This is a genomic window from Mesorhizobium sp. M1307, from assembly GCF_040318155.1.
Classification (GTDB): Bacteria; Pseudomonadota; Alphaproteobacteria; order Rhizobiales; family Rhizobiaceae; genus Mesorhizobium.
This window is the reverse complement of record NZ_JAMYLR010000010.1, coordinates 60,944-78,339: the sequence shown is the minus strand read 5'-3', so window position 1 is coordinate 78,339 and position 17,396 is coordinate 60,944. Positions and strand designations below refer to the sequence as shown.

Annotated in this window: 16 protein-coding genes; 7 read left to right on the top strand and 9 right to left on the bottom strand. The window is 63.5% G+C overall.

From position 1 onward, the window contains the following. Nucleotides 1-12 precede the first annotated feature (12 nt). On the bottom strand, nucleotides 13-522 hold the full coding sequence (petA, locus tag NKH16_RS14595; RefSeq protein WP_023674218.1) for a ubiquinol-cytochrome c reductase iron-sulfur subunit: 510 nt from the start codon (nucleotides 520-522) through the stop codon (nucleotides 13-15). A 428-nt stretch (nucleotides 523-950) separates the two neighbouring features. Here petA and NKH16_RS14590 point away from each other — a divergent pair, with 428 nt between their 5' ends. Both NKH16_RS14590 and NKH16_RS14585 read left to right on the top strand, forming a co-directional pair. Then, a complete protein-coding gene (locus tag NKH16_RS14590; RefSeq protein ID WP_352455799.1) occupies nucleotides 951-1,535 on the top strand; it encodes a glutathione binding-like protein in 585 nt (194 codons plus the stop codon). Between the two features lie 337 nt (nucleotides 1,536-1,872). Further along, nucleotides 1,873-2,928 carry an alpha/beta fold hydrolase gene (locus NKH16_RS14585; protein WP_352821442.1) on the top strand — a complete coding sequence of 352 codons (1,056 nt, stop codon included), beginning with the start codon at nucleotides 1,873-1,875 and terminating at the stop codon, nucleotides 2,926-2,928. 77 nt (nucleotides 2,929-3,005) lie between these two features. On the opposite strand, the gene guaD is transcribed toward NKH16_RS14585, so the two are convergent. The 8 genes from guaD to add form a co-directional block, all read right to left on the bottom strand. Further along, a complete protein-coding gene (guaD, locus tag NKH16_RS14580) occupies nucleotides 3,006-4,373 on the bottom strand; it encodes a guanine deaminase (protein ID WP_352899999.1) in 1,368 nt (455 codons plus the stop codon). 100 nt (nucleotides 4,374-4,473) lie between these two features. Continuing rightward, a complete protein-coding gene (locus NKH16_RS14575; RefSeq protein ID WP_352834050.1) occupies nucleotides 4,474-5,337 on the bottom strand; it encodes an aromatic ring-hydroxylating dioxygenase subunit alpha in 864 nt (287 codons plus the stop codon). A 23-nt stretch (nucleotides 5,338-5,360) separates the two neighbouring features. Then, nucleotides 5,361-6,761: an 8-oxoguanine deaminase gene (locus tag NKH16_RS14570; protein WP_352899996.1), complete on the bottom strand. Its 1,401-nt coding sequence runs from the start codon at nucleotides 6,759-6,761 to the stop codon at nucleotides 5,361-5,363. A 7-nt stretch (nucleotides 6,762-6,768) separates the two neighbouring features. Beyond that, on the bottom strand, nucleotides 6,769-7,704 hold the full coding sequence (locus NKH16_RS14565) for an ABC transporter permease (protein WP_352899995.1): 936 nt from the start codon (nucleotides 7,702-7,704) through the stop codon (nucleotides 6,769-6,771). A gap of 10 nt (nucleotides 7,705-7,714) precedes the next feature. Next, entirely contained in the window at nucleotides 7,715-8,767 is a 1,053-nt protein-coding gene (locus NKH16_RS14560; RefSeq protein ID WP_502894821.1) for an ABC transporter permease, read from the bottom strand. A gap of 2 nt (nucleotides 8,768-8,769) precedes the next feature. After that, the gene (locus tag NKH16_RS14555; protein WP_352834197.1) at nucleotides 8,770-10,374 is read right to left on the bottom strand and encodes an ABC transporter ATP-binding protein; all 1,605 of its coding nucleotides are present in this window, start codon (nucleotides 10,372-10,374) and stop codon (nucleotides 8,770-8,772) included. A gap of 115 nt (nucleotides 10,375-10,489) precedes the next feature. Continuing rightward, nucleotides 10,490-11,611: a BMP family ABC transporter substrate-binding protein gene (locus tag NKH16_RS14550; RefSeq protein WP_352449822.1), complete on the bottom strand. Its 1,122-nt coding sequence runs from the start codon at nucleotides 11,609-11,611 to the stop codon at nucleotides 10,490-10,492. Nucleotides 11,612-11,638: 27 nt separating this feature from the next. Beyond that, entirely contained in the window at nucleotides 11,639-12,679 is a 1,041-nt protein-coding gene (gene add / locus NKH16_RS14545; RefSeq protein WP_352834044.1) for an adenosine deaminase, read from the bottom strand. 223 nt (nucleotides 12,680-12,902) lie between these two features. On the opposite strand from add, the gene NKH16_RS14540 reads away from it, so the two are divergent. The 5 genes from NKH16_RS14540 to NKH16_RS14520 are packed head-to-tail and all read left to right on the top strand — an operon-like array spanning nucleotide 12,903 to nucleotide 17,312. Then, complete coding sequence (locus tag NKH16_RS14540) at nucleotides 12,903-13,205, top strand: hypothetical protein (RefSeq protein ID WP_352449820.1); 303 nt, start codon at nucleotides 12,903-12,905, stop codon at nucleotides 13,203-13,205. A gap of 23 nt (nucleotides 13,206-13,228) precedes the next feature. Continuing rightward, complete coding sequence (locus NKH16_RS14535) at nucleotides 13,229-13,924, top strand: Rieske 2Fe-2S domain-containing protein (RefSeq protein WP_352899991.1); 696 nt, start codon at nucleotides 13,229-13,231, stop codon at nucleotides 13,922-13,924. Continuing rightward, nucleotides 13,921-14,556, top strand: a complete 636-nt coding sequence (locus tag NKH16_RS14530) for a glutathione S-transferase family protein (protein ID WP_352899988.1) — start codon at nucleotides 13,921-13,923, stop codon at nucleotides 14,554-14,556. Before NKH16_RS14535 ends, NKH16_RS14530 begins: the two co-directional genes overlap by 4 nt. A 32-nt stretch (nucleotides 14,557-14,588) precedes the next feature. Beyond that, on the top strand, nucleotides 14,589-16,391 hold the full coding sequence (locus NKH16_RS14525; RefSeq protein ID WP_352899985.1) for an adenine deaminase: 1,803 nt from the start codon (nucleotides 14,589-14,591) through the stop codon (nucleotides 16,389-16,391). Next, nucleotides 16,392-17,312 carry a LysR family transcriptional regulator gene (locus NKH16_RS14520; protein ID WP_352899983.1) on the top strand — a complete coding sequence of 307 codons (921 nt, stop codon included), beginning with the start codon at nucleotides 16,392-16,394 and terminating at the stop codon, nucleotides 17,310-17,312. Nucleotides 17,313-17,396 lie beyond the last annotated feature (84 nt).

Genomic DNA, 17,396 nt, shown 5'->3' with positions numbered 1-17,396 from the left:
AATGCCCTTGCCTCAGCCGATACGGATCTTGGTGTCGGAAACGAATTGGAACACCGGTACCGCCATGTTCTCGGGTGCCGGCCCCTTCCGGACGCGGCCGGCGGTGTCGTATTGCGAACCATGGCAGGGGCAGAACCAGCCGTCGAAATCGCCTTCCTGACCATGCGGGATGCAGCCGAGATGGGTGCAGACCTGGATCATCACCACCCAGGCTTCCTTGCCCGGCATAGTTCGATTGGCGTCGGTTGCCGGCGCATCGGCCGGCAGATTGGCGTTGCGGGCAATTGGATCCTTGAGCTCGGCGAGACTGACTGCCTGGCCGTCCTTCCTCTCTTTTTCGGTGCGGTTGCGCACGACCACCGGCTTGCCGTGCCAGTCGACGATCAGCGACGTTCCCGGCGTCAGCGAGGAGACGTCGACCTCGATCGCGGCGGGCGCTTCGACGCGCAATGTGTGCTCGGCTGTGGAGGTTTCGGAAAGGTCGGCCATGATGGCGACTCCTATTGTCGGAAGCTGCGTCATCGCGTTGGTGGCAATCGAGCAAAAGCAGACCACGGCTTTCGCCTTTCCAGTCTGCTCATGCCGCGCGGAATATGCCGGCCGTGGCCGGATGTGAGCCATCGTGCCAACGGCACGTGCGTCCAATACTTTCGTTTAGGATTTCCTGAGCGAAGGACTGGCTGGCCTGGCGATGCCATCATGGAAGGTTCTGGATTCCTCCAGGTAACCGTTGCCCACTGAGCTGGCATACGCCCCGGCATTGCGCACGGCGATCCCGAACTTCAGCCCGACCATACCTCGGCATAGGCACGTCTAGCTGTCGGTGTCGTAGTCGTCGTCTCCGCCAAATGCGAGTTTCTGGAGCGGTCGTCTCGCGTGGCGCGGGGCAGGTTTTCCGCTCGGCGACGACCAGTTGCGGGATTCAATCGGGTTTAGAAAAGGGAAAAGCGGTGAAACTCTACTACAGCCCTCTCGCCTGCAGCCTGGCGGACCACATCGCTCTGGAAGAGGCCGGTGTTTCCTTCGAGCGCGAAAGTGTCAACCTCAAGACCAAACGAACAGGCTCCGGGGATGATTTCACTACCGTCACGCGCAAGGGCTACGTTCCAGCCCTCGTGCTGGATAGCGGCGAAACGCTGACGGAAAATATCGCCGTCCTCGACTGGATTGCGTCGCAATACCCGCCACTGGGAGTGGCGGGGCCGTTGGGCCGTACCCGCCTTCTCGAAGCGCTGACCTACGTCTCAACTGAAATACACCGAAGCTTCAAGCCGATGTGGCACCAAAGCAGCGATGCCGAAAAGGCCAAGGCGAGCGCGACGATTACGAGCCAACTCGAGTTCTTCGCTGACGGGCTCGAGACCGACTATCTGTTCGGCGACAAACCCAGCGTCGCGGATTTTTATCTTTTCGTGATGCTGCTTTGGGCGGCGCGCTTCCACGTCCCTGTTCCCGCGCCCTTGCAAGCCCTTCGCGCCCGAATGGCTGCCCGGCCGGCCGTGCGCATCGCAATGGATCGTGAGGGCCTCGTCTGAAGCTGAGGGCGACTTCGAGCATAAGATCAGATGCAACATATCCTCTCGCCCCAACAGAAGATCAGGAGTCATTCTCATGCTGCCGTTCCTGCGGATGCTACATCCAGCCGCTTCCAACCGCGGGGATGGCCTACGTCTCGAATTTCTCCGGAGGGAAATCGAGGAAACGCTGGACCTTACCGACATTCAGTCAGAGCTCGCCCCACTGCCTCCTGGCCGAGGGTTACAATCCTGGATTCGCCGCAGTCACCGTCGAAATAAGCGCAATGTTTCTTGTTGGCCGATGCGGCGGCCGGTCTAGTTGTTCCCGCTTGTTGGTCATCATAGAGGCTTCATCATGAATGCGAGTAAGGCTCCCGACACGGTCGATCATCGCCGCCGGCGCATTGTCGGTGCGACAGCAATGACGTTCGCCGCCACCGAACTCGGCTTGAGCGCGCCGGCAGCCACTTGGATGGTCGAGGCGAGGGCGTCCGCGACGCAAGCCAGGCCGGAATCATTCGGCTCGCTCAGACAGGTCAATGCCGGAAAACTGAGCGTCGGATATGCGGAGCTGGGGCCTGCCGAAGGTGCTCCAGTGATCCTGCTTCATGGCTGGCCCTATGACATTCACACCTACACCGACGCCGCTCCTCTGCTTGCCGCAAAGGGGTACCGCATGATTGTGCCCTACCTGCGCGGCTACGGCACCACACGATTCTTGTCGGACGAGACGATGCGCAATGGCCAGCAGTCGGCGCTCGCCGCGGATACGATCGCCCTGATGGATGCGCTGGGGATCGAAAAGGCCACGATCGCCGGCTGCGACTGGGGCGCCCGAACGGCCAATGTCGTTGCCGCGCTCTGGCCTGAGCGTTGCAAGGCGATCGTCTCGGTGAGCGGCTATCTCATCGGAAATCAGCGCGTCGGCATGGTGCCGCTGGCACCGGAGGCGGAGCTTCAATGGTGGTATCAGTATTACTTCGCCACGGATCGCGGCCGCGCCGGCTACGAGAAATACACGCGCGATTTCGCCAAACTCATCTGGCAACTCGCTTCGCCGCAGTGGAATTTCGACGATGACATCTTCCAGCGCAGCGCCGCAGCACTGGACAACCCGGATCACGTCAGCATCGTCATTCACAATTACCGCTGGAGGCTCGGCCTGGCACAGGGCGAGCCGGAATATGACGTTCTGGAAAACCGGCTGGCCGAAGCTCCCGTGATCACAGTGCCGACCATTACCCTTGAGGGTGATGCCAATGGCGCACCCCATCCCGACAGCAGTTCCTACGCCAAGAAATTCTCGGGCAGATACACGCACCGGATCATCACCGGCGGTATCGGCCACAACTTGCCTCAAGAAGCCCCGCAAGCCTTTGCCCAGGCTGTCATCGACGTCGGCGAATACTGATCAAAATCCATGACGTGCCCCGACCGTAAGGAATAACACGGGAAGATTCCTGGTTCTCGGCACAGCCTCCCGTCCGCTTAGGCGAGAACAGCTCTCCCGCCGACCCAGACCGACGCGATGTTGGCCCTGGAAGCGGAGTAGACGATCTTCTGAAGGATGCCGTCGCCGTCGTCGAGTTCGTCCCACAGGTGAATTGTGCCTCTGGGCGCGGCGGTGTCGACCAGGATCGCATCGAAATGGTAGCCAGGAGAGAATCGCCCCACAGGCAAGCCGAGTGCCGCGCCACCGCCTGCCGTCGCCAGGTGGAAGGACTCGCGAAAGTCGACGCGTGCCGTTCCAGCCGTGCCGCGCGTCTCGGCCGCTAGCGCCGGGTCGGTGCCGGTTTCCAGCATGCGCGACGACATGACCGTCGCGCGCATCGCATCGAACATCGAGGCGCTCGGTCCCCCGGAAATGTCGGTGCCGAGCCCGACCTTGACACCCTTCTCGAGGGCCGCCCTCAATGGGAACACGGCGCCTGCGAAGTAGGCGTTGGAGACGGCGCAGTGCGCCACGGCCGCCTTGCGCACGCGGATCGTCTCCATGTCGGCAAGCGTAATGAAATTGGCGTGCGCGAGCACGCTGCCGGCGCGCAGCAGGCCAAAGCGATCAAGGCTAGACGTGTCGCTGATCCCGTGGCGCTGCAGCACGTAGCCATGCGCCCAGTCGCTCTCCGAGCAATGCGTCTGCACATGGCAGCCGCATTCCTGCGCAAGCGTGCCGAGCCCTTCGAGGGCGGCGTCGGTACAGGAGGGGATGAAGCGCGGCGTAATGACCGGCTTTACCCGTCCCGTGGCATTGTCTGGATGCCCATGCACGTAGTCGATCAGAGCGCGCGTGCCATCAATGGCCTCGTCCGCCGAGGTATCGCGATAATAGGCCGGGCACTCGTCGGGATTGTCCATCGCCACTTTGCCGACCAGCGCACGTTGCCCGCGTTCGAGGCAAATGTCGACGAGCAGCCTTGTCGCGTCCTGGTGGATGGTTGCGAAGTAGAGCGCTGTGGTCGTGCCGTTAGCGATCAGGTCGTCGACCAGCAGGCCGTAGCTGCGCCGCGCGAAGGCGAGATCGGCGTAGCGCGCCTCCAGGGGAAACGTGTGTTTGTGGAGCCAGGCCTCGAGCGGCACGTCCAGCGCCCGGCCGAGCTGCGGATATTGCGGCGCGTGCACGTGAAGATCGACGAAGCCGGGCAGCAGATAACTCTGCGCCGGCAAGGTCGCCAGCGAACCGGTCCGGCGCGCGGCCTCCAGCGCCTCGTCATAGCCGGCATCATGCGGATGCAGCACCGAGACGATGATGCCTGATTGATCGATTGCGATCAGGGCATGGAGCAACTCTTCCACGAGCCCGCGCTCTGGCGCGTGAAAGCCGCTGGCCAGAAGCGTCTTGCCGCTCAGGTCGCTCACCTGTCCTCCGCCGAAGAACAGCTACGCACTGCCGTCGCGAAGCGCCAGAGCGCGATTGCCTGTCCGTCGGTGCCGATGACAATATCGGAAGGGCTGCCGCTCATGCGGCTTGCGCCGTCGTGCCGTAGGTGATGCCCTTCTCCTTCAGCCAGCGGCGATAGGCGATCGACGAGCCGTCGGCCCGCGTCGGGATTTCCGCGCGCGGCTCGAGCGGCAAAAGAAGTGGCCGTTGGTTCTCCAGGATGATGCGGTCCTGCAGGAAGATGAGCTGCTGGAACTGCACAAGTTCGGTCGTGGTCGATACGTCGTCGATCAGGAACATGACGGGGTGCGCGCGGCAGCGGTCCGGATCGAGGGGCTGCACGAACAGACAGATCACGTCCCACCGGGTAGCCGCGTTGGGGCAGGTCTTGTAGAGCATCACCGCGAAAGGATTGGCGACCCGGTACATGTATTGGGTCATGATGCCGCCGGTCGCCGAGAGTGCTGCCTGCGGCTGGAAGAATTCGCAGTTGGTCGCCCACACCTCATCCACGTCGCGGCGGATTTCGGTTGTGTAATGCCGCACTTCCGTGTGCGGCTCGGCGCCCAATATGTCGGTATGGACGAAGGGGAAATGCGCCATGTCGAGGAAATTCTCGACGATGCGCAGGCCGGACGCCTTTACCGCGATCGCTCCGCAAACGACAGGCCGGCGATCGTCCTCATAGGCCTCCGGGATCGACAGCACATCGCCGGCCGGCATGCCGAGCGTGATCCATAGATAGCCGTAGCGTTCCTTGGCCGGGACTTGGCTGCCGTCGCCGGCACGCGACACATTGACCGCGCCTGCCGTATCGCGGGCTACCAACAGATCGATGCCCAGAAGCCGGCTCGCCATCGTGCCGACCGGAATCTCGTTCAGCGCGTCAATGCAATACCATTGATCGAGGGCCGCCTGCTCCGCAGCTCGCTTAATGGTCATTGTTGCGTCCTTCCTGTGCTATCTCACTGCCGATAGATGCGGTCCATCACAGCCCGGTGGTCGGCCATCGCCGCCTCGACATCGAAAGAGGCGAAGTCGCCTCTCGCGATAATCTGCCGGCCGTTGATGTAGGAATAGTCGACCTTGAAGGGTCCGCAAAGCACCAGCGCGGCGAGCGGGTCGCGCTCGGTCCCGGAAAGGCCGACTTGGCTGCGTTTGACCGCGATGAAGTCGGCGCACATGCCGGGCGCGAGATGGCCGATGTCATTGCGACCGAGCAGGGCAGCGCCGCCGCGCGTCGCCATTTCGAGGGCCTCGCGCGCGGACAGCGCCGTCGGCGTGCCGCCGAAACCGCCGCGGCCGCCGGGCTTTTCGGAGAGGTAGTGGTGCGGCGCGACACGCTGAAGCATCAGCGCCAGCCGCGCTTCCATGAACAGGTTCGACGTGTCGTTCGAGGCCGAGCCGTCGACGCCAAGGCCGACCTTCACGCCCTTTTCGAGCATCTCGCGGATCTTCGCGATGCCCTGGCCGCAGCGCATGTTAGCCGACGGGCAATGGGCGACCCCGGTGCCGGTTTCGGCGAAGCGGTCGATCTCGTCGCTGGTCATGAAAATCGAGTGGGCGAACCAGACGTCGTCACCGAGCCAGCCGACGGATTCGGCGAACTCGACCGGCCGCTTGCCATAGATTTCGAGGCAGTACTTCTCCTCGAAAAGCTCTTCGGCAAGGTGCGAATGCAGGTTCACGCCCTTGTGGCTGCGCGCCAGCGATGCCGCATCGCGCATCAACTCCGGAGTCACCGAGAACGGCGAGCAAGGAGCCAGGATGATTCGGCTCATCGAATGCCGCGACGCGTCGTGATAGCCGCCGATCAGCCGTTCGGCATCCTTCAGGATATCCTCTTCCTTTTCGACGCAGCGATCCGGCGGCAAGCCGCCCTGGCTTTCGCCGCGCGACATGGCTCCACGCGCAGCGTGGAAACGCAGACCGATATTGCGGGCCGCACCGATCGTCGCGTCGAGCGTGCAGTTGTTGGGCAAGATGTAGAGATGATCGGAGCTGGTCGTGCAGCCCGAATGGATGAGCTCGGCCATCGCTACGCGCGCCGAGACGCCTATCGCATCGTCGTCGAGCTCGGCCCAGATCGGATAGAGCGTCTTCAGCCAGACAAGCAGCTCGTCGTTCTGAGCCATCACACGGGTGAGGTTCTGGTACATATGATGATGCGTGTTCACCATGCCCGGCATGACGACATGGCCCGATAGGTCGAGCACCTCGTCGGCACTGGAGGCACTGAGTTCCGCGGTGGTGCCGACCGCTTCGATGACGTTGTCGTCGATCAACAAGGCGCCGTCGGAAATCTCGCGGCGCGTACCATCGAAGGTGGCGAGCAGATCGATGTTCTTGACAAGCAGGCGGGGCATGATGGTCTCAACGCATGTCGCGGAAATAGGGTTCGCCGAGAGCAGCCGGCGCGGCCATTACCCGGCGCATGCGCTGCCAGGCAAGCACCGGCACGATGATCAGGGCGATCGTGCCGAGATAGGGCAGCATCGACAGGATCGGCGCCGCGATCGGCCAGTTGCGTGCTTGGCCGACGAAGCCGAGAGAGGTGATGAGACCGAACAGCAGAGCGGCCAGCACGGCGTTGAGGGGCCGGTAGCCTGCGAAGATGACGAGAGAGACGGCAATCCAGCCGCGGCCGGCCACGACGCCTTCCGACCAAGAGGGAACGAAGGCAAGCGTGAGGTAAGCGCCGGCGCCGGCCGCCAGCGCCGAGCCCGCGGCGACATACCAGAAGCGGATGCTTTGCACCGAAATGCCGGCGGCGTCGGCTGCCGCGGGGTTTTCGCCCACCGCGCGCATGTTCAGCCCGTGGCGCGTGCGGAACATGATGTAGTGCAGCGCAACCGGCAGGACGATGTAGATCAGGTAGACAAGGATGTTCTGCGTGAAAATCGCGCGACCGAGCAGCGGGATGTCGCTAAGATAGGGAATAGCGATCGGCGCGAAGGTCGCCGGCGCCGGCATGCCGGAATAGGCGCGACCGATCGTTGCGGCCATGCCGGTGCCCATCAGCGTCAGCGCCAGGCCGCACAACACCTGGTTCGCTTTGACGACGACGGTGCCAAGAGCGAAGACGCAGCCAACGAGGAAACCGACGGCAAGCGCAAGGACGAAGCCGAGCATAGGGTGCGGCGTGGCGACGACGACCGCGATGCCAGTGATTGCACCGAGTGCCATAAGCGCTTCGACGCCGAGATTGACGACGCCGGCGCGCTCGGAGAGCGTCTCGCCCAGCGCCGCCAGCGCCAGCACGCCGCCGGCGAGAATGGAGGTCTGGATCAGTCCGGCGATCATGTCCATGGGTGTTTCCTCAGCTCGCGGCCGGTTCGGTCCGCGTGATGCGGTAGTGAGCGAGTTCGTTGCCGATCGCCGTGAAGAACAGGATCAGTCCGGTGATGGCGAGCACGGCCGAGACGGTGATGCCTTGCGTCTGCAGGATGATGCCCGAATTCAGGATGACGCCCATCAAAGCCGCGCCTGCGAGCACGCCAAGTGAGGAACCGCGCGCCAGCACCGCGACCATGATGCCGAGATAGCCGAAATTGTTGGAGATGCCGCCCTGCAGGCGATGCACCGTGCCAGCTACTTCCAGCATACCGGCGATGCCGGCGATCGCTCCCGACATCAGCAGGACGACGATCAGGCGGCGCCGGAACGGCATGCCCGCATAAAGCGCCGCGCTCGGGTTCGACCCAGCGACCCGCACCTCGTAACCCCAGCGCGTGTAGTTGAGCAGTCCTGCGATGACAAAAGTGAGCAGGATCGCCAGCGGGAAACCGTAGTGCACGATACCCCAGAATTCAGGCACGTCATGCGGCAGACGTGCAGTGGTCGCGAGCGCATGGCCGCTCGGGTCGAGCCATGGGCCGGTGGCGACGTAATAAACCATCAGCGTCGCCACGAAATTCAGAAGCAGGGTGGTGATGAGTTCGCTGACATCGGCGTAGGCGCGCGCCAGCGTCGGCACCAGTATCCAGAGCAGCCCGCCGAGCGCGCCAGCGGTGAACATAACAGGCAGGATCAGCCAGGTCGGGCCGGGAATGAACAGCGCGACCGCCGTGGCGCTGAAGGCGCCGGCATAGAATTGGCCCTCCGCGCCGATGTTCCAGGCGCCGATTCTCAGCGCTACCCAGACCGACAGGCCGGTCAGGATCAGGGGAGTGACCAGAAGTCCGACGTCTTCCAGCCCGAAGCTCGAGCCAAAAGTCGAGCTGAGCACCTCCCAGGCGAGTTCGACGGGAGCATTGCCGCGAGCGGCCAGAACCAGGCCGGCGACCCCCAGCGCCAGCACGATCGCCAGGGCACGTGCCGCAAAGGCAACGGAGGGCTGCGCGGATGGAACGCGCTGAAGCTTGATCGCCAAGGTCAGTGCTTCCCGGCAGCGGCCTGGGCGCCAGCACTGGACCGCATCTGCCCGCCCATCATCAGGCCGATTTCCTCGATGTCGGTGGAGGCAGTCTCCACCGCGCCCATGATCCTGCCATGGAACATCACGGCGATGCGATCCGACAGGTTGAACAGCTCTTCCAGCTCCTCGGAAATGAAGAGCACACCGACGCCGGCATCGCGCAATTCGACGAGGTAGTGCATCATCGTGTTGATCGCTCCGACATCGAGGCCGCGGCTCGGATAGGCGGCGATCAGAACCTTGCTTGCGATGCGCATCTCGCGGCGTGCGACGAGGCGCTGCTGGTTGCCGCCGGAAAGGTTGCGCATGGGCATGCCGAAATCGGGCACCGCAACGGATGCCGCTTCGGCGATCGTGCGCGCGAGAGCTGCCGCAAGGCGCGGTCGGAACGCAAAGCCCTTTGAAACAGGCGGCGACGCATATTCGCGGATTATGGCGTTATCGGTGATTGAAAGCGCCGGCGCCAGGCCGCTGTGCAACCGGTCTTCGGGAATGTGGCCGACGCCGAACTTCGCGTAATCGACCGCGCCGGCGGTCGTGACGTCCTTTCCGCCGAGCAGTATCTGGCCGGAGTGGATCGGCCGTAAGCCGGTGACGACCTGGGTCAGCTCCTTCTGGCCGTTGCCGGCCACACCGGCGATGCCGAGAATCTCGCCGGCATGGATGTCGAGCGAAACCTGGTCGAGAAGGATGCCGCCCACGTCGTCACGCGCGACGACGGATTTGAGGCTGAGCACCGGCTCGGCGGAGATGCCGGCCGCGCCTGGCTGCCTGGCACGCAGATTGCTAAGCACGATCTCACGGCCAACCATCAGGCGCGCCAGCATCTTCTCGCCGCAGTCCGCAGTCTTTTCGGTGGCCACCTTGCGGCCGCCGCGCAGCACGGTGATGCGGTCGGATATCTCCAGGACCTCGTCGAGCTTGTGGCTGATGAAGACCACCGCATTGCCCCGGGACACGAACTGCTTGAGCGCCTTGAAGAGCTCGCGCGCTTCCGCCGGAGTAAGCACTGCAGTCGGCTCGTCGAGGATCAGAACGCGAGCGTTGCGCGCGAGCACGCGTAGGATTTCCACGCGCTGCTGCTCGCCGGTCGAAAGATCGGCGACGCGCGCGGATGGCCGTACCGCGAGGTTCAGCTTGTCGGCCAGTGCGGCAGTCCGCGCCTCGAGCACCGACGAGCCAATACGCTTGGGCGTTTCGGACCAGCCGAGATGAATATTCTCGGCAACCGTGAAGGCGGTCACCAGCTTGAAATGCTGGTGGACCATGCCAATACCGGCGGAGATCGCATCGACTGGAGATGCGAAACGTTTGGCATAGCCGTCGACGACGATCTCACCGGCATCCGGCTGATAGATGCCGGTGAGGATGTTCATCAAGGTCGATTTGCCGGCGCCATTCTCGCCAAGCAAGGCGTGGATCTCCCCCGGCATCACGTCCAGGTCGACATCCTGGTTGGCAACGACGCCGGGGAAATATTTGCTGATGCCCTTGAGCAGCACGAGCGGCGGCGCGCCGGAGCCAGGCTCGTAACGCCCCGGGGAGGTGGACGGCACCTCCATGCCGCCGTAGCGGTGCTCGCTCGAAGCATGATGAACTGGAACAAAATCATTCATCCCGCTCAGCTCTTTGCCTTCTGCCGCATAGTCTATCCGAAAACTCTGCAATCTTTCGGGATCACGCTTGGAGGCCGCTGACGCCTTCGATCGACCAATCCCAGTTGTAGAGTTCCTCTTCGGTCATGCGATGGCCGGCAGCCACCTTGACGTTGCCCTTGGTGTCCTTGATCTCGCCCTCGAACGGGCTCCAGCCGCCGAGAATCTTGTCGCGCACGGCATCGGCCTGCTTTGCGACCTCGGTGGGCACCGTCTCGCCCCAGGCATCGCGGTCGATACCGCCGCCCATCGGCAGGATGGTCTGCGAGGGCGTCCACTTGCCTTCGAGGCGCAGGCGCACCTGGTCGACATAGAATTTCTTGAAGTCGATGGCGATCGAGGAGACGTAGGCCTTCGGCCCGTAGCGGCGGATGTCGGTATTCCACATGACGGCCTTCGCGCCGCGCTGCTCGGCCACCTGCAGATAGCCTGCTTCGTCCATGATGCCGAACAGAAGGTCGGCGCCGTTATCGATGAGTGCGGTGCCGGCCTGGGTGGCAGCCTGCGGATCGAACCACGAGTTGATGACGATGGTCTGCACCGTGGCGTTGGGATTGACCGAACGGGCGCCCATCAGGAAGGCGTTGGTGCCGGAAAAGACCGACGGAACAGGGAAGGAGGCGACGTAGCCGAGCTTGCCGCTCTTGCTCATCAGGCCCGCGGCGACACCGGTGACGTAGGTCGGGTACCAATGGGCGAGGTAATAGGTCGAGAGATTTTCGAGCGGGTTGCGGCCATCGCATTCATAGAAGGCGACGTCCGGCGAACGCTTGGCCACGTCGTAGAGGAAGTCGCCATAGTTGGAGGTGGCAAACACCATGTTGGCACCTTCCGAGACGAACTGGCGGAAGGTGCGGGTCGCGTCGGCCGAATAGGGGATGCTTTCGACGAACAGCGTCTTCAGCTTCGGGAACGCTTCCTGCACGGCCTTCATGCCCTGGTCGTGGCTCCAGGTCCAGCCTTCATCGGTCACCGGACCGGTGTGGCCGAAGGCGATGACAGCGTTTTCCTCGGCGACGGCGGCGAGCGGCGTCTGTGCATGGGCGGGCGTGATAAGGCCGGATTTCGGCAGGAGCAGCGAGGCGCCGGCTGCGGCGCCCATGTTGAGGAAGCCTCGGCGGGAGAGATTGCGCAGGTCGATCATGCGTCGGTCCTTTGTTCCGTGTTGTGTTCAGTTCGGGAGAGACAGTTCGGTTTCCATGAGGCGGTCGATTTCTGCCGACCAGTCGGCCAGCCATGCCTGCTTGATGTCGTCGTCGAGCCATGCGGCGGACAGGCCAGCCAGCGCGATCCGCTTCAGTGCCGGCGGCCCGAGCGCGAAATTCTCCGCGATCAGCGCGTATTCGCGGTCGAGCGTCGTGGCGAACATGGGCGGATCGTCGGAGTGGATCGTCACGGTAAGCCCGGCCTCGATCATGCGGCGGATCGCGTGGTCGGGCGCGGAAAGGTCGCGCCAGACAGTGGTGGCCAGCGTCGTGCTCGGACAGCAGGTGAAGACGATACCCATTTCCCTGCACTGTTCCATCAGCGCTGGGTCGTCGACCACGTGGTAGCCGTGGTCGATCCGTCTCAGGCCGAGGACGTCGACGGTATCGCGGACGTAGCCCGCCGGGCCGTCCTCGCCCGCATGGTTGGTGACATTGAGCCCGGCCGCCCGCGCTCGCTCGACGATGCGCGCAAACATCGGCGGTGGGTTCGGGCGTTCGTCGTAATCGAAGCCGATGCCGATCACCTCTGCCGGGCGCTCGGCCAGAACCATGTCCAGGAAGCGCTCCCCACCGGCCGCGCCGAGCGGCTTCGCATGCGCCGGTATCAGCTTTGCTATAAGCCCATAGCGCTCCTTTGCGCGGTGAAAGCCGTCGAGGATGCCTTCGAGCATAGTCGAATAGGCCACGCCATGAGCCAGATGCGCATGCGGGCTGAAGAACAGTTCGACGTAGCGCGCACTGGCCTTCGCGCAGCGCTCCAGTGCCTCGAAGGTGATGCGAGAGAAATCGTCCGCAGTCCTGATCGAGGCGCAAACCAGATCGTAAATCTTCAGGAAATCCAGCAGGTTGCCGTAGCTGTAGAGCTCCGATGTCGGTCTGCCGTCCGGCAGCGACACCGCGTTCAGCGCCGCCAGCTCGGCGAATGTCTCTGTGGAGACGGCACCCTCGAGGTGCAAGTGCAACTCGACCTTGGGTATAAGCTGAATGAAACTTGACAACGACATCGACGCTCACCCGCCCGGACCGGCAATCCCAAGCCGCACCTGGTTTTCTTGGGCGACGGACGGCTGCCGAGTTGTTCGATAATCGCGGCTTTTTCCAAGTGTCCAATCACCTGATACGCAACAGATGTCAGGGAAACGGGGCTTGCACAAGCCAAAAAATGATGCCTAACTAGACACATTCTAAAATTGCTTAAAAAATGTGCAGGCCGGGAGAAATATAGGCATGAAGCACTTACTGGAAGCGCAGAACCTTGCGCCTCCGCCTCAAACAACGCGCCTGCGCTTCGTCGGCCAACTGGTGTCGTCGAGCTTTAGCGAGTTCGCCGACAGGCGTGCCGCTCGGCTCAATCTCGATCTGCTGGTGCACGAAGCCGCGGACGATTTTTTTGTCGTCCAGGTTTCGGGCCAGCCCGATCTCATCGATGCCTTCGAGATGGCATGTAGCCTGGGACCAATCGACTGTCTGGTGATGGACTGCGAACGGGCCGAAATTCGGGGATATTCCAGAGAGGAAGACGCAGGATGACGATACAGGCTGGATGGCACCCAGTGGCGCTGTCGGGATCGATCGAGCCGGGCAGTTCGGCCGGGATCCGCCTTGGCGGAAACGAACTGGTGGTGTGGCGCGACAACAGTGGCGCAGCGCATGTGTGGGAGGATCGCTGCCCGCATCGCGGCATGAAGCTGAGCTTCGGTTTTGTCCGCGGCGACCATATCGCCTGCCTTTATCACGGCTGGCAGTACGACACGGCCGGCCAGTGCCGATACATTCCGGCCCACCCCGATCTCAGGGTGCCGGCGTCCATTACCGTGTCGGTCTACAGCACGGCCGAGGCGGCTGGCATGATCTGGACGACGCTGGACCCGGCAGCAGCATTGCCTGAACTGCCTGCCTTGCCAGAGGAGGTGGTGCCGGTCCGCAGCCTGTATCTCGACTGTTCCGCCGGGATGGTGATCGATGTCGTGCAGGCCATGCCGCCCACATCTTCCTCCGGCGGATCCGGGCTCGCTGATCTGAAGGCGCTGAGCGGGACGCTGTTCAGCCTGAAGGTCGGCGAAGAGACGCTGCTTCTTGGCCTGCAAGAGCTGACCGGCAAACGATCGGCCCTGCACGTCGTGATTGACGGACCGGCGGCCAAGTATGCCGGCAAGGGGCAGGAGCATTTCTTCGCTTGGACGAGCGAGCTGCGTCATCATCTCGAGACCGGGCGTACCGGCGCGACCTCGACGACGTGGGCCGCATGATGGCGAGGATCACGCTCTACAACTACGAGCTGGACGAAAACTGCTACAAGGTGCGGCTGGCGCTTTCCATGCTCGGCCTGGAATGGCAGACCGTTGCAGTCGATGTATTTCCGGGGGCGGAGCAGAAGACGCCGCCATTCCTGGCCATGAACCCGGCGGGCAGCCTGCCCATTCTCCACGACGACGAGATGACGATGTTCGGCGCCGAGTCCATCATCGCCCATCTGGCGCGCAGCCACGATTCAACGGGTGCATGGCTGCCGGCGGATGGTGCGGATTTCGCCAAGGTGATGCAGTGGCTTTTCTTTGCTGCCGGCGATCTCGGCGTTGCCGGCGCCGCGCGCCGCCATGCCATGTTCGGTGCCGCCGGCGACGAGGCTGGGCTGCGTGCCGGTGCGGCGCAAGCGCTCCGCGCCATGGACGACCATATGACCGCGCGGGGTTTCGAGAAGAAAGAATGGTTCGCTGCGGACCGCCCGACCATCGCCGACATCGCGCTTTTTCCGGCGTTTGCGCTGAGCCGCGATTTCGGCGTCGACCATGACGAGTATCCGGCGCTGCGCCGCTGGGCGCGTCGCTTCCGCGCGCTTCCCGGCTTCATGACCATGCCGGGCATCCCCGATTACCATTGACGCCAACATTCGAGAACGAGGCTAGCAACAGAATGACCTCTCTCACGCGCTTGTCCGTCCAGCCGCTCTCGTCCATGACCCGGCGACTGGCCGGTGTCGCTTCCGGGCGAGCCGATCCCGATCTGGTCATTGCCGGCGCACGCGTGTTGTCGACCTATTCGGAGCGCATTCTTCCAGGCCGCGAGATCTGGCTGTCGGGAGGACGGATCGCCGCCGTGAAGCCGGCCGGCACCTACAAGGGCGGCAGCGCCCGGACATATGACGCCAGGGGCGGCATCGTCGCGCCCGGCCTTGTCGATCCGCACATTCACATCGAATCCTCGATGGTGACGGCCTGCGCCTATGCCGAGGCGGCGCTGCTCAACGGCACCACGACCCTCTTCTGCGACAGCCACGAGATCGGCAACGTCATGGACGTTGCTGGCATCGAGGCGATGCTGGAGGACGCGCGCCTGGCGCCGTTGTCCATTTTCCTGACGGTTCCGAGCACCGTCCCGGCAACTTCGCCGTTGCTGGAAACGGCCGGTGGCGACCTGACAGCCGAGAAGATCGGCGCATTGTTCGACAAATGGCCGGAAGCCGTGGCGCTCGGCGAGAAGATGGATTTCGTGCCAGTGGCTATGGGCGATGAACGCAGCCATGCCATCCTCGCTGCGGCGCTGAGACGCGGCCGCCCGGTGTCGGGACACGTCTATGGGCGCGAATTCGTGTCGGCCTATGCGGCCTCCGGCGTCACCGATACCCATGAGGCGATCGACCGCGAGATCGCCGACGACATGCTCGAGGCCGGCATCTGGCTGTTCCTGCGTGGCGGCCCGCCGACGACACCGTGGCACAGCCTGCCCGCAGCGATCAAGACGATTACGGAACTCGGAGCCTCGCACAAACGCATCGCGGTCTGCACCGACGACCGCGATGCTGACGACCTGATGCTCTTCGGCCTGGACTGGGTGACGCGCGAGGCGATGAAGGCCGGCATGACGCCGGAGCAGGCCTGGTCGATGGGCTCGCTGCATGGCGCGACGCGCTTTGCAATGGAAGGCGAAATCGGAGGCCTCGGTGGTGGCCGCCGTGCCGACCTGGTGCTGCTCGACGACGGCTTCGATCCCGTCAGCACGTGGTATGGCGGCGAACTCGTCGTCGATGACGGCAAGATCACGCCGCTGCTCGATCAGGCCCTCTCGACCCGCTACCGCTATCCGGACACGGCCTACCACACAGTGAAGCTGCCGAAGCAGATCAAGCTGACGCCGGACCTGCCAACCGGCAAGGTGGTGGCGCATACCATCCGCACCGAACTGCCGGGGATCACGCTCGGCCACCAGAAGATCACGCTCGATCCGGCCAACGATTGGCAGAACCATTTCGACCGCCACGGCCTGTGCTTCGTCACCGTGGTCGAGCGACATGGCAAGTCGGACGGCAACGTCGCCTACGGGCTGCTCAGCAATTTCACGCTGCGACGCGGCGCCGTCGCATCGTCCGTCGGCCACGACAGCCACAACATCATCATCGCCGGCCTCAACGAGGCCGACATGCGGGTGGCGCTGCGGGCGATCGAGGAAACGCAAGGCGGCGTCTGTGTCGTCGTCGACGGCAAAGTGACTGCCATGGTCGAACTGCCGATCGCCGGTCTGCTGTCCGACAAGCGCGTCACTGAGGTCGCGGAGGAGGTGAAGGTCCTCAAGCGGGAATGGCAGGCGGCCGGCTGCTCCATCCCCTATATGGGCTTCAACCTCATCCCGCTCTCGGTCATCCCCGAAATCCGCATCACCGACAAGGGTCTCGTGCTGGTGCCGGAAATGGAGATCGTCCCCGCCTTCGAGGCCGTCTGAGTGGACCCCTTCCGGCTTGGCCTGGTCTCACCGCGCATCCATTATTTCCAAATGGTCGCGCGGCTGGGCTCGGTGCGCCAGACCGCGCAGGCGCTCAACGTGGCGCCATCCTCTATCAGCCGCGTCATCAAGGGCTTGGAGGACGAACTGGGCACACCGCTCTTCGAACGCGTGCGCCAGCGACTGAAACTGACCAGCGCAGGCGAGCTTCTGCTCTACCACGCGCGTCAGAGCATCACCGAGTTGGCGCGCGCCTCGTCCGAGATCAACGATCTCAGTGGCCTCAACCGCGGCTCGTTGTCCGTGGCAATCGTGGAGAGCGCGGCGCGTGGGCTGGTGCCGAACGCGCTGAAGGAATTCTGGAAGCGCCACCCGCAGATCTCGGTTGATGTGCATGTCGCCGGGTCGCAGCGGGCCTGCGATGCGGTTGCCGACGGCGAATGCGATCTGGCGCTTGCTTTCGACGTGCGCGTGCCGCGCAACGTGCGCAAGATCGCGAGCACGCCTCTGTCGCTGGGCGTCGTCGCTCATCCGGACAGCCGCCTTGCCGGCCGCAAGGAAGTGAAGCTGTTCGATCTTGCCGGCGAACAGGTCATCGTCTCGGACAACAGCCTTGCTTTGGGCATTTCGATCGACGATGCGATCGGGCGCTCCATGATCGACATCTCGCGACGGTCGCGGACCAACTCGATCGGACTGATGACCGAGATGGTGCGCCTCAACCTCGGCGTGGTGCTTCGCACCAAGCTCGGCATCGAACCGGAAGTGGCTGACGGATCGATCGTTTTCGTGCCGTTGCGCGATTCTCGCATGAACCCGCACCGACTGATGCTGCTCGCCCGACTTGAACGCGAAATGTCGGATGCGGCCTCCGCATTCGCGGCGCTGCTGGCCCGCATGGTCGAGGCGTTGCATGATTAGTTGTTGCATTTTGCGCATCGATAAAGAGAGCAATTTGTCCCTATCTCGAACAACTGAGCTTTGCGAGACTTCCCGGCCGAAGGG

Excerpts from the sequence above, each read along its gene's own strand:
- petA (WP_023674218.1), bottom strand. The coding sequence starts at position 522 with ATGACGCAGCTTCCGACAATAGGAGTCGCCATCATGGCCGACCTTTCC.
- NKH16_RS14585 (WP_352821442.1), top strand. The coding sequence starts at position 1,873 with ATGAATGCGAGTAAGGCTCCCGACACGGTCGATCATCGCCGCCGGCGC.
- NKH16_RS14575 (WP_352834050.1), bottom strand. The coding sequence starts at position 5,337 with ATGACCATTAAGCGAGCTGCGGAGCAGGCGGCCCTCGATCAATGGTAT.
- NKH16_RS14570 (WP_352899996.1), bottom strand. The coding sequence starts at position 6,761 with ATGCCCCGCCTGCTTGTCAAGAACATCGATCTGCTCGCCACCTTCGAT.
- NKH16_RS14565 (WP_352899995.1), bottom strand. The coding sequence starts at position 7,704 with ATGGACATGATCGCCGGACTGATCCAGACCTCCATTCTCGCCGGCGGC.
- NKH16_RS14555 (WP_352834197.1), bottom strand. The coding sequence starts at position 10,374 with ATGGAGGTGCCGTCCACCTCCCCGGGGCGTTACGAGCCTGGCTCCGGC.
- NKH16_RS14550 (WP_352449822.1), bottom strand. The coding sequence starts at position 11,611 with ATGATCGACCTGCGCAATCTCTCCCGCCGAGGCTTCCTCAACATGGGC.
- add (WP_352834044.1), bottom strand. The coding sequence starts at position 12,679 with ATGTCGTTGTCAAGTTTCATTCAGCTTATACCCAAGGTCGAGTTGCAC.
- NKH16_RS14540 (WP_352449820.1), top strand. The coding sequence starts at position 12,903 with ATGAAGCACTTACTGGAAGCGCAGAACCTTGCGCCTCCGCCTCAAACA.
- NKH16_RS14530 (WP_352899988.1), top strand. The coding sequence starts at position 13,921 with ATGATGGCGAGGATCACGCTCTACAACTACGAGCTGGACGAAAACTGC.
- NKH16_RS14525 (WP_352899985.1), top strand. The coding sequence starts at position 14,589 with ATGACCTCTCTCACGCGCTTGTCCGTCCAGCCGCTCTCGTCCATGACC.